Below are 14,458 nucleotides of genomic sequence, written 5' to 3'. Positions count from 1 at the left end.
CCGCGTTCGTTGTCGGGGATCACGTCACCAGGGTGGCGAAGACGACCACGTTGTCCGGGTAGCTCTTGGCGGCCTCGTCGAACTGACCACCGCAGGTGACCACCCGCAGGCCGGGCCGGTCGTTCGGCCCGTACACGAGTTCGGTGGGGAAGGACGTCTTCGGGTACGACTTCACCGAGTCGACCTTGAAGGCGGCCGGTCGGCCGTCCGCGCGCCGAACGGAGATGGTGTCGCCGGGGACGAGGGAGCCGAGATCGAAGAAGACGGCCGGGCCGAGCTTCGCCGAGTCCACGTGCCCGACGATGACCGCGTTGCCGGTCTCGCCGGGGCTCGGGCCCGGCTCGTACCAGCCGGCCTTGTCGGCCTGCTCCAGCGGGGGGACCTGGACGGTGCCGTCCGCGTTGGTGCCCAGCGACATGAGCGTCGCGTTGACGCCGATCCGGGGAATCTCGATGCTGGTCGGAGCGGATCGCTCCAGCCCAGCCGGGACGTCCCCCTCCGCGACGGGCTGCCCGTCGACCGGCGGGACATCGGTGCCGGTGCCCGCCGGCCCGGTGACCTCGGGACCAGACTGGGCCAGCGGCTGCGGCGGGCGGGGAGCAGGCGTGGTCTTCATGGAGGCGCCGATCATGCCAACACCGACAATGGCGAGGGTGACGACGACGACCGCGCCGGCGGCGCGCCACGGTTTCCCGTGACGGCCGCCGGCCCGTGTCGTCGTCACGTCAGACGAGCGAACCATCGGTCCGCCGACGACGCATCAGCACGATCCCGCCCAGCGCGGCAGCGCCCAGCAGGCTCGCCCCACCGGTGGCCAGGCCACGGTCGGTGCCGGTGCTCGCGCCACCGTCACCACCGTCGACCCCGCCGCGCGGGTGGACGACGAGCTCACCCTCGCCGCACGAGCCCTTGAGCTCGTAGCGACCCGGGCGGGCGTCCTTGTCGACCTTGGCCTCGCCGTAGTAGACGAAGTCCCGCTTGTGCTCCCAGCGGTCCTCGTCCCGGCCGTCCTTGCCGTGGTCGCCGCGCTCGTCCGAGCCGTACTCGTCGTGGTTCTTGGAGTCCCGGTCCTTCTTGTCTTCGTCCTTGGAGTCCCGGTCCTTCTTGTCTTCGTCCTTGGACTCCCAGTCCTTCTTGTCTTCGTCCTTGGAGTCCCGGTCCTTCTTGTCTTCGTCCTTGGACTCCCGGTCCTTCTTGTCCTCGTCCTTGGACTCCCAGTCCTTCTTGTCGCGGCTGTCCTCGGCGTCCTGGCCGTGCTCGTCGCCCTTCCAGTCCTTGCCGTTGTCGTCCCGCTTGTCGTCGGCGGCAGCGCCGCCGCCGTAGCCGCCGTTCTCGTCCTTGCCGTTGTGGTCCTTGCCGTTCTCGTCCTTGCCCTCGTCGTCCTTGCCCTTGTCGTCCTTGCCGTGCTCGTCCTTGCCGTTGTGGTCCTTGCCGTGCTCGTCCTTGCCCTTGTCGTCCTTGCCGTGCTCGTCCTTGCCCTTGTCGTCCTTGCCGTGCTCGTCCTTGCCGTTGTGGTCCTTGCCGTGCTCGTCCTTGCCCTTGTCGTCCCTGCCGTGCTCGTCCTTGCCCTTGTCGTCGTGGCCTGAGGAGTCCTCCTCGCTCCACTCGCCGCGGTCGTCGCCCCGGTCCTGGTGCACCGGCTTGAGCTTGACCTTGCCGGTGACCTTGGACCACACGAACGCGTGCTCCTGGCGATCCGGGCAGATCTCGAGGAGCTTGACCTCGTCGCCGGCCTTCACGACGTGCGGCTTGGCGTGGACCTTGCCGTCACGGTCCTTGCCGTTGTCGTGGTGCCCATCGGCGAACGCGATCCCCGGCGTGAACACCAGCAGCGACGCGCCACCGAGCGCAGCTCCCGCGACGACCTTCCCGAGCATCTTCTTAGCCATGACCTGCGTCACTCCATCCCTGTTGTCCTGAGCCCGGCGACAACCGAGCTAAGACCGACGTTAGACGGTTTCATGACCTATGCAGGGAAACATTCGTGTTTTGACCTTTATTGCTGATACGCGGCTAAAGGGTGCTACGCCGCTTTCGTCGCGCTCGGCACCGTCTCGGGTGCCCCGCAAGCGTTCTGCTCGACCCGCGATGTTCGGCGCTGGCAGTGCCCTGCTCGGCCAGGTCATCCGGTCCCGGCCCCGCCGGGCACACTCGCACCGCTCGGGCCTCCTCGCAGGTATCGTCCGACTCGGGCCGACGTGTCACTGTCACCACGCATCGAGCCATTGCCATGGAAGCGCTCCCATGCAAGAATCGGCGCACGCGGTTCGGGGAGCCACACCGCGCAGGCAGGGCGTCGAGGGCATCCGGTCCGCCGGACGACATCCCGCCGCCGACCGGCCACGTGCCGGTCGTTCACCACCACCGCCCGTCCGGGTCGGGCACCCCGAAGAATCCCCGTTGGCGCCGGCGGCCGTCCGTCCAGGACGCCCACCGGGCCGTCTCGCCGGGCCGTACGCGAGCCCGGTCTCGCCCAAGGAGATCAGTGGCATGAATGTGTGGAGAAGGCTGTCCGGCCCACGCCGGGCCCTCGCGCTCGCCGGCGCGGGTGCCCTGGTCGCCGGCGGGCTGGTGACGATTCCCGTCACCGCGGCGCAGGCCGCGACCCAGTGCGACGTCGCCTACTCGTCGAACGAGTGGCCCGGTGGCTTCACCGCGAGCATCACCATCAAGAACCTCGGCGACCCGGTCAACGGCTGGACGCTCGGCTGGACGTTCCCGAATTCCGGCCAGCGGGTACAGCAGGGCTGGTCGGCCGAGTTCACCCAGTCCGGCAGCCAGGTCACCGCGCGCAGCCTGTCGTACAACGGCAGCCTCGCCACCGGCGCGTCGACCAGCATCGGCTTCAACGGCGCGTGGAGCGGCAGCAACCCCAAGCCCACCGCGTTCACGCTCAACGGGGTGACCTGCAACGGCGGCACCACGCCGCCGACGACCCCGCCGCCGACCACGCCCCCGCCGACCACCCCGCCGCCGACCACGCCACCGCCCAGCGGCAGCAAGGTGGACAACCCGTACGCCGGGGTCCGCGGCTACGTGAACCCGGAGTGGAAGGCCAAGGCGGACGCCGAGCCGGGCGGAAGCCGGGTCTCCAACAACCCGACCGCTGTGTGGCTGGACCGGATCGCCGCGATCAACGGCACCCCGGACAGCAGCTCCAACGGCGCATTCGGGGTGCGTGACCACCTGGAGGAGGCGCTGCGCCAGGGCGCCGGCTACATCCAGTTCGTGATCTACAACCTGCCCGGCCGGGACTGCGCCGCACTCGCCTCCAACGGTGAGCTGGGCCCGAACGAACTGCCCCGCTACAAGGCCGAGTACATCGACCCGATCGCCGCGATCCAGGCCGACCCGAAGTACCGGAACATCCGGATCATCAACATCATCGAGATCGACTCGCTGCCGAACCTGGTGACCAACACCTCGGGGCAGGCTGGCGGCACGGCGATGTGCGACACGGTCAAGGCCAACGGCGCGTACGTCAACGGCGTCGGCTACGCCCTGGCCAAGCTGGGCGCGATCGGCAACGTGTACAACTACATCGACGCCGCGCACCACGGCTGGATCGGCTGGGACAGCAACTTCGGCCCGACCGCCGACATGCTCAAGAGCGCTGCGGTCGCCTCCGGCAGCACGGTGAACAACGTGCACGGGTTCATCGTCAACACGGCGAACTACTCCGCCCTGCGGGAGCCGTACATCAAGATCACTGACAACGTGAACGGCCAGTCCGTGCGGCAGTCCAAGTGGATCGACTGGAACTTCTACGTCGACGAGCTGTCCTTCGCGCAGGCCTTCCGCGACAAGCTGGTCCAGGTCGGCTTCAACTCCGGCATCGGCATGCTGATCGACACCTCCCGCAACGGCTGGGGCGGCTCCGCCCGGCCCACTGGACCGGGCGCGACGACCAGCGTGGACACCTACGTCAACGGGGGCCGGATCGACCGCAGGGTCCACCTCGGCAACTGGTGCAACCAGTCCGGCGCCGGCCTCGGCGAGCGGCCTCGGGCCAACCCGGAGCCGGGCATCGACGCGTACGTCTGGGTGAAGCCCCCGGGTGAGTCGGACGGCTCCAGCCGCGAGATCCCGAACAACGAGGGCAAGGGCTTCGACCGGATGTGCGACCCGACCTACGGCGGTAACGCCCGCAACGGCAACAACCCGTCCGGGGCGCTGCCGGACGCGCCGATCTCCGGCGCGTGGTTCTCCGCCCAGTTCCAGCAGCTGATGCGCAACGCGTACCCGGCGCTCTGACCGGACCGCTCCCGCACCAACCCGCCCCCGGCAGTAGGTGAGGCACTGCCGGCGGCAGGTTTCCCGGGTCCCCGGCCCGACCGTCACGGTCGGGCCGGGGACCCACCCCGTACGCCCGGATCAGGGCACGGTTCGCTCGATGGCGGCCCGTCCCTGCTCGGCCAGGTCGCGACGCGCCTTGTCCAGGTTCTCCGGGGTGAGGTCCTGCCCGCGGGCCATCACCAGGTCCTCCGGCTCCCAGGGCTGCTCCGCGCCGGTACGGATGTTGTCCCTGCCGGCGCCGGTGCCCGTTCCGGTCGCCCCGGTGCCGGCAGCGTACGGGTCGCCGAGCAGGTCGTCGGTGTCCGGAGCGAGGTCGTCCGGCCGGTTGCGGGGCTCGGCGAAGGCCGGGGTGTCCCGGTCCGGGCCGCCCCCGGTCTGCAGCTGCGGGACGGTGCTGTCATCGTCCACCGCCGCGGCCATCTCCGGGCTCTCCTCCAGCGGCGGTCGGCGATCGCGATCGGTCATGGTGCTGCCTCCTGTGTCCGACACGTTGCCTGATCCCCCTCGCGTACCCTCTCGGGCCGCGCCCATGCCCCGCGTCCCGGGCAGGCCGACGCGCGCCGACCACCCGACGGTGGCCGACGCGCGGGGCCGTCGGTCAGCTGCCCGGGTTCTGCTCGTTCGGGGCGGGCGGCTCGGCCGGGCGCAGCCACTGCCAGAGCAGCATGAGCAGGCCGAAGGCGAGCATCACCAGGCCGGCCCACAGGTTGATCCGGACGCCCTCGGCCTTGTCGATCTCGGCCCGGCTGTCGAAGATGCCGATCAGGGTCACGATGATCCCGTACGCCACGAAGAGGCCACCGATCACCCGGCGGATGTCGAACAGCCGCGCGGCGGCGGAGCGGCGCTGCTCCTCCTGCGTCTCGTCGATCAGCGGGTCCTGTGCCGGCTGGCCGTCGTTGCTCATCTGCCGAACCCCTTTCCTAGAAGACCGGGATGTAGAACAGGGCGGCCAGCGCGACCGCGATCACGCCCAGCAGCACGGGGGAGCGGTACCAGACGGCGTCGCCCGCGAGCACGTCGCCCTTCAGGTCGACACCGCCCATGCCGTAGACCAGCCCGCGCAGCTCCTCGTCGCGTTTCGGTGCGGTGAGCGGGGTGATGATCGCGGCGACCACCACCGCCGTGGCGAACGCGAGGCCGGCGCCCCAGAAGCTCTCCTCCAGGTCGGAGTTGAAGTGGACGACGCCGCCCTTGTAGAGCAGGTAGAGGCTCAGCGACACCAGGGTGCCCAGCAGCAGCGACCAGAAGCCGGCCAGCGCGCTCATCCGCTTCCAGAACATGCCGATGATGAAGGTGGCGAACAGCGGCGCGTTGAAGACGGAGAAGAGCGCCTGGATGTAGTTCATGATGTTGCTGAACCCCGCCGCGATGAACGCGGTGCCGATGCCGATCACCACGGCCGCGACCGTCGCCCACCGGCCGATCCGCAGGTAGTACTCGTCCGACCGGTCCCGGCGGATGTACGCCTGCCAGATGTCGTAGGTGAAGACGGTGTTGAAACCGCTCACGTTGGCCGCCATGCCGGCCATGAACGAGGCGAGCAGGCCGGTGACCGCCACCCCGAGCACGCCGTTGGGGAGCAGGTCGCGCATCAGCAGCGGGATCGCGTTGTTGTACTGGAGGTCGCCGCTCTCCGCGCCGAGGCCCTTCACCGTGACCAGGGCCACCAGGCCGGGGATGACCGTGACCAGGGGGATGAACAGCTTCGGGTACGCGGCGATGATCGGCGTACGCCGGGCGGCGCTCATGTTCTTCGCCGACAACGCCCGCTGCACCTCGGCGAAGTTGGTCGTCCAGTAGCCGAACGAGAGCACGAAGCCGAGGCCGAAGACGATGCCGATCCAGTGCGCGCCGAGGGGGTTGGCGGTGGTGCCGGTGTCCTGCCAGGCGTGCAGGCCCGCCTCGCCGAGCTTGGAGTCGCGGACCGCGTCCATCAGCCCGCTCACCCCGCCGACCTTCACCAGGCCGATCACGGTCACCGGGATGAGGCCGGCCAGGATGACGAAGAACTGGAGCACCTCGTTGTAGATCGCCCCGGACAGACCGCCGATGGTGATGTACGCCAGCACGATCGCCGCGCCGACCACGATGGCGGTCCAGAGCGGCCAGCCGAGCAGTGCCTGCATCACCAGGGCCAGCGCGTAGAGGTTGACCCCGGCGATCAGCACCTGGGCCACGGCGAAGCTGAGCGCGTTGAGCAGGTGGGTGGGGCGGTTGAACCGCAGCCGCAGGTACTCCGGCACGCTGCGGACCTTGGAGCCGTAGTAGAAGGGCATCATCACGATGCCCAGGAAGACCATCGCGGGCACCGCGCCGATCCAGTAGTAGTGGACCGTCATCGCGCCGTACTGGGCGCCGTTCGCGGCCATCCCGATGATCTCCAGCGCGCCCAGGTTCGCGGAGACGAAGGCGAGACCGGTCACCCAGGCCGGCAGGGAGCGGCCGGACAGGAAGAAGTCGACGCTGGTGCGGATCGCCCGGCGGGCGGCGAAGCCGACCCCGAGGACGGTGACGAAGTAGAGGGCCAGGATGAGGTAGTCCAGGCCGTTCATGTCGAGCCGGAGACCGCCGCCGTCGTCCATACCCGTCACCCCTCGTCCGCCGCCCGTTCGATACGCGCGCGCCCTATTACCCGGTGCAGGTGTTTTCACGCCTCGATGGCGAGTCGTCGTCTTCGGCCCCGCCCGGGCGGTCTCGGCCGGACTCGAACCGACCGGGCGACTTCATGAGCGTGCGAGGGTGCCCCGGCCGGCTGGCCGGGGCACCCACGGGGTCGTCCGCTCAGCGACCCAGTACGCGGTCCAGGAAGTCCCGGTAGCGGCGTACCGCCATCCGCAGTTCCTCGGTGTCCGCCGAGCCGGCGTCCTGCCACCCGCCCAGCGCGTTCTTCTGCGCGGCCAGCGCGGACGCGAGCGCCTGGATGGCCTCCTCCACGAGCGACTGCGCCTCGCCGGCCGCGGCCTTCGGGTCGTCCACGAAGCGGAGCTGCACGTCCCGCCAGCGGTCCCGGAAACGCTGCGCCGTGTCCGCGTCGAGCAGCGTGACCGGCTCGGCCGCCACGGTCGACCCGGCGGGTCGCGACGTGCCGGCCGACTCCAACGAGGCGCCGCCGCCACTGGCGGCGAGAACCGGGTCTGCATCCGGCGAGACGGCGTCCGGATCGACCATCTCCGGCGTGGCGCTGCCGTAGGCGGCCGCGTCCGGGTCGCGGCCGGCCGTGGTCAGATCACTGCGCCGCTCGGGTCCACCGTCCGTGCTTCCCGGCGGGGCGACCGTCCGCGCGGACGTGTCCGCGTCGGCCCGGGCGTCGTCGGTCTCCCGACCCGTGTCCCGGCGGTGCAGTTCGGCGGTGGGGTCGGCGCGCAGACCCTCACGCTCGCCGCCCTCGGCGCCGTCGCCGGGCTCGGCGGTCCGCTCGGCCCGGGGGTCCGGCTGGTCCTGCGGACGCGGGCTGGCCAGCGCGGACGCGGCCACCGCGTCGGCCACCGTGGTGGCGCCGAAGACGGTCGGCAACGGCCCGGGCTGATGGAACCCGCCCTCGTCGGTCCGCTCGTCGGTCGCTGACGGGTCGTCGAAGGTGCCCCGCTCGTCCAGGGCGTCCTCCGGCACGTCCGAGCGACCGGCCCGGTCACCGGCCGGCGGCACCGGCACCGGCGCGGACCGGACGGCCTCCGGATGATCGTTGCTCACCTGCGGCTCTTCCTGGCGCATCGGTGGCCTCCTCAGCGGCTCGTGGCGTCGCGCGGGGTGTCCGGACGACGCTGTTCGGGCGGGCGGTGGCCGACCGGCTCCTCACCGAGCAGGTCGGCGAAGAGTGCCCGGTAGTGCACGACCGCCTGGCGCAGATCCTCGGTGCCGGCCTCGCCCCGGGAGTTGCGCAGGTGGATCTCGTGCGCGTCCCGGTAGTGGGTCAGCGTGCGGGCGTGGTCGACGGAGAGATGGGCGATCTGGTCGGAGAAGTCCCCGGTCGGGTAGCCCCGCTCCTCGATGAGCCGGGTGACCAGCTCATCCGCGTCGCCCACGGTCTCGCCCGGCGAGTCGATGAAGCGGACCTGCAACTCCTCCCAGGCGGCCGCGTAGCGTGCCCGGGACTCCGGGTCCAGCGGGGTGAGCGTGAGCTCGGCGTGCCGGCGTTCCCGGTCGCGTAGCTCGCGCTCGGCGGCGGTGCGGCTGTCCTGCTCCGCCACCACCCGGTCGTACTCCGGACCGAAGCGGCTGCGCAGGGCGCGGCGCCGGCCGAGTGTCCGGACGGCCACGGCGAGTGCCGCGACGATCACCAGTACGACGAGCACGATGACGATTATCTGCGTGGGCGACATGGCTCCTCCTTCGTCACCTCGTATTCCCTCGGCGCACTGATCGCCAATCCCGATCCGGGGGACTTTCCTCGACGGTCCGTGTCCGGTGTCGCGGACGGTGTCGCCGTTCGCGCGATGACGAGGCCAACAGCACGGGATCCCGCCAAAACTTGACTCATTCCAGAAAACGCGCTTGGGTGGGTGAAGTCGGCCAAGTCCACGCATCTGGAGGAGAGCGATGAGCGACCCACAGGCCAGCAGGCCCATCCTCACCACCCGGCAGGGCCACCCCGTGCACAACAACCAGCAGCAGCGGACGGTCGGTTCGCGCGGCCCCGCCACGCTGGAGAACTACCACTTCCTCGAGAAGATCAGCCATTTCGACCGGGAGCGGATCCCGGAGCGGGTGGTGCACGCCCGCGGTTTCGTCGCGCACGGCGAGTTCGAGGCGTACGGGACGATCGGTGACGAACCCGCCGCGACGTACACCCGGGCCAAGCTGTTCCAGACCAGGGGCGAGAAGACCCCCGTCACCATCCGGTTCTCCACGGTCATCGGCGGCCGGGACTCGTCCGAGGCCGCCCGCGACCCGCGCGGGTTCGCGGTCAAGTTCCGCACCGGGGACGGGAACTGGGACATGGTGGGCAACAACCTCCAGGTCTTCTTCATCCGAGACGCGATCAAGTTCCCCGACGTGATCCACTCGCTGAAGCCGGACCCGGTGACCTTCCGCCAGGAGCCGAACCGGATCTTCGACTTCATGTCGAACACGCCCGAGTCGATGCACATGCTGACCTGGCTCTTCTCCCCGTACGGCATCCCGAAGAACTACCGCACCATGCGCGGTTCCGGCGTCAACACCTACCGTCTCGTGAACGGCCAGGGCGAGGGTGTGCTGGTCAAGTTCCACTGGCTGACCCAGCAGGGCGAGCACAACCTGACCCAGGCCGAGGCGGACGCGATCCAGGCCACCGAGCTGGGCCACGCCTCCAGGGACCTCTACGAGGCCATCGAGCGCGGCGAGTACCCGCAGTGGGAGCTCAACGTGCAGATCATGAGCGACGACGAGCACCCGGAGCTGGACTTCGACCCGCTCGACGACACCAAGATCTGGCCGGAGGAGCAGTTCCCCTACCTGCCGGTCGGCATGATGACGCTCAACCGCAACATCACCGACCACCACAACGAGAACGAACAGATCGCCTTCGGCACCGGTGTGCTGGTCGACGGCATCGACTTCTCCGACGACAAGATGCTGGTCGGCCGGACGTTCTCCTACTCGGACACCCAGCGCTACCGGGTCGGCCCGAACTACCTCCAGCTGCCGGTCAACCGGCCCCGGGAGGACGTCCAGGTCAGCACCAACCAGGGTGGCGGCCAGATGTCGTACGGAGTGGACAACCGGGGCGGCAACCCGCACATCAACTTCGAGCCGTCCTCGGTCGCCGGCCTCCAGGAGGCCGACGAGTCCTACCGGGAGTACCGGCCGTTCGTCTCCGGGCACATCATGAAGGCTCCGATCGAGCGGCAGAACAACTACTCCCAGGCCGGCCGGCGCTTCCGCGAGATGGCGGACTGGGAGCGCGACGACCTGATCCTCAACCTGACCACGCTGCTGGCCCAGTGTGACAAGCACATCCAGGAGAAGATGGTCTGGCACTTCAGCCAGTGCGACGAGACCTACGGCCGGCGGGTCGCCGAGGGGCTCGGCATCGCCGCCGACGCCTGACCCGTACCGCAGCACCACGAACGCCCCGCCGGTCCGCCGGCGGGGCGTTCGCCGTACCGGCACGGGGCCTTTCGGAGCGTCGATGTCGGCGCGACAGGCGGTAGTGCAACGCCGCGCGATTACGTATCCTGCCCAAGGCGCCCGCGCCGGTGCCCGGTGTCCTGACCGGGCGCAGCCGGCCGGCGCGTTGCCCGGCGGTGCCGGCGCCCCTCCTGCCACCCCTGCACGGGCGAGGTCTGATGAGAACCCGCGACTGGCCCATCCGCTCGAAGCTGACCGCGTTGGTCGTCGCGCCGGTGACCGCGCTGCTGGCGCTGTGGATCTTCGCCACCACACTGACCTTCGGTCCCGCACTGGACCTGCTCTCCGCCCGCACGCTGCTGTACGACCTGGGTCGCCCCGGCGAGGCCGTGGTCACCGAGCTGCAACGGGAACGCCGGCTCTCGGTGGTGCAGCTCGCCGGCACGACCGAGCTGCCAGCCCTGGCGGAGCAGCGGCAGCGCACCGATCGGGCCATCGCCGAACTCCGTCGCCGGGTCGACGGGGAGGAGCTGCGCGACGCCGCCGACGACCTGCTCGACGCGCGGGTCGACCAACTGGTCACCGCCCTTGCGGCGCTGCCGACCGGCCGGGACTTCATCGACGACCGCAAGGTGGACCGGGCCGGCGCGATCGGCCTCTACAGCGGCATGGTCTCCTCGGCCTTCCAGGCGTTCGCCGGCATGGCGAACCTGAGCGAGCCCGACCTCAACCGGCAGGCCCTGGCGCTCACGGCGCTGGGCCGCTCGCGGGAGCTGCTCGGCCAGGCCGACGCCCTGCTGGCCGGCGCGCTGACCGCCGGCCGCTTCGCCGAGGGGGAGCACACCCAGCTCGTGCAGGCCATCGGCAACCAGCGGTGGCTCACCGAGAGCGCGCTGGCCGACCTGCCCGAGGCCGGTCGGGTCGCGTACCAGCGGTTGACCGAGGGTGCGGCGTTCACCCGGCTGCGCACCATGCAGGACGCGCTGCTCGTGGCCAACCGGTCCGGTCGACCGCCGGTGGACGCGGCGGCCTGGCAGGCCAGCCACGACGCGGTGCAGCAGCAGCTCCGCGACTTCGAGCTGGCCGAGGCCGACGGGCTCACCGACCGCTCGGTGCCGATGGCGGTCCAGATCCTGGTCCGGCTGGCCGCCGCCGGGGTGCTCGGGCTCGTCGCCGTGGTGATCTCGGTGCTGGTGGCGCTGCGGGTCGGGCGGACGCTGGTCCGACGGCTCAGCGGCGTCCGCACCGCCGCCCTGGAGCTGGCCGAGCACCGGCTGCCGGACGTGGTGACCCGGCTGCGCCGCGGTGAGCAGGTCGACGTCGCCCGGGAGGCGCCCCCACTGGAATACGGTCACGACGAGATCGGCGAGGTCGGGCGCGCCTTCACCGAGGTGCAGCGCACCGCCGTCCAGGCCGCGGTGGACGAGGTCACCCTGCGCCGGGGGCTCAACGAGGTCTTCCTCAACATCGCCCGGCGCAGCCAGGGCCTGGTGCACCGGCAGTTGCACCTGCTGGACCGCATGGAGCGGCGCGCCGAGGACCCGGACGAGCTGGCCGAGCTGTTCCAGGTGGACCACCTGGCCACCCGGCTCCGCCGGCACGCCGAGGACCTGGTCATTCTCGCCGGCTCGGCGCCGGGCCGGGGTTGGCGCAACCCGATCGCGATGGTGGACCTGATCCGGGGGGCGAGTTCCGAGGTCGAGGCGTACGACCGGGTGGACATCGCCGCCGTGCAGCCGGCCGGCGTGCTGGGCCGGGCCGTCGGCGACGTCATCCACCTGCTCGCCGAGCTGATCGAGAACGCCACCGCCTTCTCGCCGCCGGACACCCGGGTCACCGTCACCGGTGCGCAGGTCGCCAACGGGTACGCCCTGGAGATCACCGACCAGGGGCTGGGGATGTCCGTCGCGGCGCTGGAGAGCGCGAACACCCGGCTGGCCAGCTCGCCCGAGTTCGACCCGGCGCAGAGCGCCCGCCTCGGCCTCTTCGTGGTGGCCCGGCTGGCCGCCCGGCACCGGGTGCGGGTGCGGCTGCGCCCGTCCGGCGAAGGAGGGGTGACGGCCGTGGTGCTGGTCCCCGCCGACCTGGTCACCGCCGAGCCGCCGGCCGGCCCCGACCCGGCCGGGCTGGACGCCGCGCCATCCGGTTCGGACCGGCGGCTGGCGCGGAGCAGCCGGCGCGCTGCCGTACCCCGGCCCCGGACCGGCCGCAGCCGGTCCCTCACGGCGGGCGCCCCGTCCGCCCCACCCACGGACACCACGCTGCCTGACGTGGCGCGCGCGAACGGGCCGGGCTCGCACGCCTCAGGCGATGGTGGGCCGCCGCCCACCGCGCCGGCCACGCCGCCTGCCGGCGAGGCGACGGACGAGCTGGACGGGCTGCCCCAGCGGGTGCGGCGGCGCACCCCCGCAGCCCGGCCCCGATCGACCGTCGCGGACGCCCCGACGCCGCGATCGCCCGAGGAGGTGCGCCGGGTGATGTCCGCACTCCAGGCCGGCACCGCACGAGGCCGCGCCACCGTCATCACCCCGGCGGCTCCGGCACCTCCGGCGGCTCCGGCACCTCCGGCGGGTGCTCCGGCCACCCCGGCGGCTGTCGGGCCCGCCACGGACCCGGGGACCACCCCGGCCGTCGCACCCGCGGCGGACTTCCAACCCCTGACTGCGACTGAGAGGGACGCCTAGTGCGGCATTCGACGAAGCAGAGCGCCAGCCTCGACTGGCTGCTCGACGAGTTGGTGGAACGGGTGCCGGCGGCCCGGGAGGCGGTGGTGCTCTCCGCCGACGGGCTGCTGCTCGGCTCCTCGTCCGAGCTGGAGCGCTCCGACGCCGAGCACCTGTGCGCCCTCGCCGCCGGCTTCTCCAGCCTGGCCCGGGGCGCGAGCCGGCACGTGGACGGTGGCCCGGTCCGGCAGACCGTGGTGGAGATGGAGTCGGCGTATCTCTTCGTCACCGCTGCCGGGCAGGGCACCTGCCTGGCCGTGGTGAGCGACGCCGACGCGGACATCGGCCTGGTCGCGTACGAGATGGCGATGCTTGTGATCCGGGTGGGGGAGAACCTCACCGCGCCGGCCAGGTCGTCGGCGGGTGCCGGTGATGCGAACTGAGCCGCCCGGGCCGCAGCACGAGTGGCTGGACGGCGACGCCGGCCCGGTAGTGCGCCCGTACACCCTCACCGGCGGCCGCGTGCGCTCCGCCGTCGATGGGTTCGACCTGGTCGCGTTCGTACTGGCCGGGTCGGACCTCGACCCGGCCGCCGATCCGCGGCTGCTCCCGGAGCACCGGCAACTGATCGCGCTGGCCCGCCGGCCGGTGTCGGTGGCCGAGCTGGCGGCCGAGCTGGACCTGGCGGTCGGGGTGATCCGGGTGCTGCTCGGTGACCTCCTCGCCCGGGGCCTGGTCGCGGTGCACGAGCCGCCGGCCGCCGGCCAGCTTCCCGACAACGACATCCTCAAGGCGGTGGTCAGTGGACTTCGTGCGCTATGACCATGCGGGCACCGGCACCACCATCCCGTTGGCACTGAAGATCCTCATCGCCGGAGGCTTCGGGGCCGGCAAGACGACGCTGGTCAGCGCGCTGAGCGAGGTCCGGCCGTTGCAGACCGAGGAGGTGTTGACGGGCGCGGGGATCGGCACCGACGACATCTCCGGGGTGGAGGGGAAGTCGACCACCACCGTGGCGATGGACTTCGGCCGGATCACCATCAACGACGACCTCCAGGTCTACCTGTTCGGCACCCCGGGCCAGGACCGCTTCTGGTTCCTCTGGGACGAGTTGGCCTTCGGGGCGCTCGGCGCGGTGGTGCTCGCCGACACCCGGCGGCTGGCCGACTGCTTTCCCTCCATCGACTACTTCGAGCAGCGGGGCATCCCGTTCGTGGTGGGCGTGAACTGCTTCGACGACTCGCGCCGTTTCAACCTGGAGACCGTACGCCGGGCGCTCGACCTCGACCCGGACGTGCCGATGGTGCTCTGCGACGCGCGGGACCGGCAGTCCGGCAAGCTGGTGTTGATCTCGCTGGTGGAGCATGTGGCCCGGCAGCGCGGCGAGCCGGTGCCGGCCGCCTGAGCTGAGCGCAGCGCACGGGGACAGCCAATGCCGTCCCCGGGCG

The 14,458-nt window shown here is 71.2% G+C and carries 13 protein-coding genes; 6 read left to right on the top strand and 7 right to left on the bottom strand.

Annotation, left to right across the window (positions count from 1 at the left end):
- Positions 1-19 precede the first annotated feature (19 nt).
- Positions 20-724, bottom strand: coding sequence for a class F sortase (locus tag AB0K07_RS28195; protein ID WP_363759734.1), 705 nt, complete (start codon positions 722-724; stop codon positions 20-22).
- A gap of 1 nt (position 725) precedes the next feature.
- On the bottom strand, positions 726-1,889 hold the full coding sequence (locus AB0K07_RS28190; RefSeq protein ID WP_363759732.1) for a hypothetical protein: 1,164 nt from the start codon (positions 1,887-1,889) through the stop codon (positions 726-728).
- A 601-nt stretch (positions 1,890-2,490) separates the two neighbouring features.
- Here AB0K07_RS28190 and AB0K07_RS28185 point away from each other — a divergent pair.
- Positions 2,491-4,254, top strand: coding sequence for a glycoside hydrolase family 6 protein (locus tag AB0K07_RS28185; RefSeq protein ID WP_363759729.1), 1,764 nt, complete (start codon positions 2,491-2,493; stop codon positions 4,252-4,254).
- A gap of 120 nt (positions 4,255-4,374) precedes the next feature.
- Here the strand turns inward: AB0K07_RS28185 and AB0K07_RS28180 are convergent, their stop codons facing one another.
- The 5 genes from AB0K07_RS28180 to AB0K07_RS28160 all read right to left on the bottom strand — a co-directional run bounded on the left by AB0K07_RS28180 (position 4,375) and on the right by AB0K07_RS28160 (position 8,618).
- Entirely contained in the window at positions 4,375-4,761 is a 387-nt protein-coding gene (locus AB0K07_RS28180; protein ID WP_363759726.1) for a hypothetical protein, read from the bottom strand.
- 133 nt (positions 4,762-4,894) lie between these two features.
- A complete protein-coding gene (locus tag AB0K07_RS28175; protein ID WP_363759723.1) occupies positions 4,895-5,203 on the bottom strand; it encodes a hypothetical protein in 309 nt (102 codons plus the stop codon).
- 16 nt (positions 5,204-5,219) lie between these two features.
- Positions 5,220-6,881: a sodium:solute symporter family protein gene (locus AB0K07_RS28170; RefSeq protein WP_363759819.1), complete on the bottom strand. Its 1,662-nt coding sequence runs from the start codon at positions 6,879-6,881 to the stop codon at positions 5,220-5,222.
- 199 nt (positions 6,882-7,080) lie between these two features.
- Positions 7,081-8,010 (bottom strand): hypothetical protein, encoded by a 930-nt coding sequence (locus AB0K07_RS28165; protein ID WP_363759720.1) that lies wholly within the window; start codon positions 8,008-8,010, stop codon positions 7,081-7,083.
- Between the two features lie 11 nt (positions 8,011-8,021).
- Entirely contained in the window at positions 8,022-8,618 is a 597-nt protein-coding gene (locus AB0K07_RS28160) for a hypothetical protein (RefSeq protein ID WP_363759717.1), read from the bottom strand.
- A 217-nt stretch (positions 8,619-8,835) separates the two neighbouring features.
- On the opposite strand from AB0K07_RS28160, the gene AB0K07_RS28155 reads away from it, so the two are divergent.
- From AB0K07_RS28155 to AB0K07_RS28135, 5 genes are all read left to right on the top strand, one after another.
- Positions 8,836-10,326, top strand: a complete 1,491-nt coding sequence (locus AB0K07_RS28155; protein ID WP_363759714.1) for a catalase — start codon at positions 8,836-8,838, stop codon at positions 10,324-10,326.
- Between the two features lie 239 nt (positions 10,327-10,565).
- Positions 10,566-13,031 (top strand): nitrate- and nitrite sensing domain-containing protein, encoded by a 2,466-nt coding sequence (locus AB0K07_RS28150; protein WP_363759711.1) that lies wholly within the window; start codon positions 10,566-10,568, stop codon positions 13,029-13,031.
- Positions 13,031-13,453, top strand: coding sequence for a roadblock/LC7 domain-containing protein (locus tag AB0K07_RS28145; RefSeq protein WP_363759708.1), 423 nt, complete (start codon positions 13,031-13,033; stop codon positions 13,451-13,453). The genes AB0K07_RS28150 and AB0K07_RS28145 overlap by 1 nt, the downstream gene beginning before the upstream one ends.
- On the top strand, positions 13,443-13,832 hold the full coding sequence (locus AB0K07_RS28140) for a DUF742 domain-containing protein (protein ID WP_363759705.1): 390 nt from the start codon (positions 13,443-13,445) through the stop codon (positions 13,830-13,832). The genes AB0K07_RS28145 and AB0K07_RS28140 overlap by 11 nt, the downstream gene beginning before the upstream one ends.
- Entirely contained in the window at positions 13,813-14,415 is a 603-nt protein-coding gene (locus tag AB0K07_RS28135) for an ATP/GTP-binding protein (protein ID WP_363759702.1), read from the top strand. Before AB0K07_RS28140 ends, AB0K07_RS28135 begins: the two co-directional genes overlap by 20 nt.
- The last annotated feature ends 43 nt before the right edge of the window (positions 14,416-14,458 follow it).

It is taken from the genome of Micromonospora sp. NPDC049301, from assembly GCF_040678715.1.
In the GTDB taxonomy this organism is placed as follows: Bacteria; Actinomycetota; Actinomycetes; order Mycobacteriales; family Micromonosporaceae; genus Micromonospora.
This window is presented reverse-complemented; position numbering and strand designations above follow the sequence as displayed.

What these genes read in the sequence shown, in the direction of transcription:
- AB0K07_RS28190 (WP_363759732.1), bottom strand. Translation starts at nt 1,889, where the DNA reads ATGGCTAAGAAGATGCTCGGGAAGGTCGTCGCGGGAGCTGCGCTCGGT.
- AB0K07_RS28185 (WP_363759729.1), top strand. Translation starts at nt 2,491, where the DNA reads ATGAATGTGTGGAGAAGGCTGTCCGGCCCACGCCGGGCCCTCGCGCTC.
- AB0K07_RS28180 (WP_363759726.1), bottom strand. Translation starts at nt 4,761, where the DNA reads ATGACCGATCGCGATCGCCGACCGCCGCTGGAGGAGAGCCCGGAGATG.
- AB0K07_RS28175 (WP_363759723.1), bottom strand. Translation starts at nt 5,203, where the DNA reads ATGAGCAACGACGGCCAGCCGGCACAGGACCCGCTGATCGACGAGACG.
- AB0K07_RS28170 (WP_363759819.1), bottom strand. Translation starts at nt 6,881, where the DNA reads ATGGACGACGGCGGCGGTCTCCGGCTCGACATGAACGGCCTGGACTAC.
- AB0K07_RS28165 (WP_363759720.1), bottom strand. Translation starts at nt 8,010, where the DNA reads ATGCGCCAGGAAGAGCCGCAGGTGAGCAACGATCATCCGGAGGCCGTC.
- AB0K07_RS28160 (WP_363759717.1), bottom strand. Translation starts at nt 8,618, where the DNA reads ATGTCGCCCACGCAGATAATCGTCATCGTGCTCGTCGTACTGGTGATC.
- AB0K07_RS28155 (WP_363759714.1), top strand. Translation starts at nt 8,836, where the DNA reads ATGAGCGACCCACAGGCCAGCAGGCCCATCCTCACCACCCGGCAGGGC.
- AB0K07_RS28150 (WP_363759711.1), top strand. Translation starts at nt 10,566, where the DNA reads ATGAGAACCCGCGACTGGCCCATCCGCTCGAAGCTGACCGCGTTGGTC.
- AB0K07_RS28140 (WP_363759705.1), top strand. Translation starts at nt 13,443, where the DNA reads ATGCGAACTGAGCCGCCCGGGCCGCAGCACGAGTGGCTGGACGGCGAC.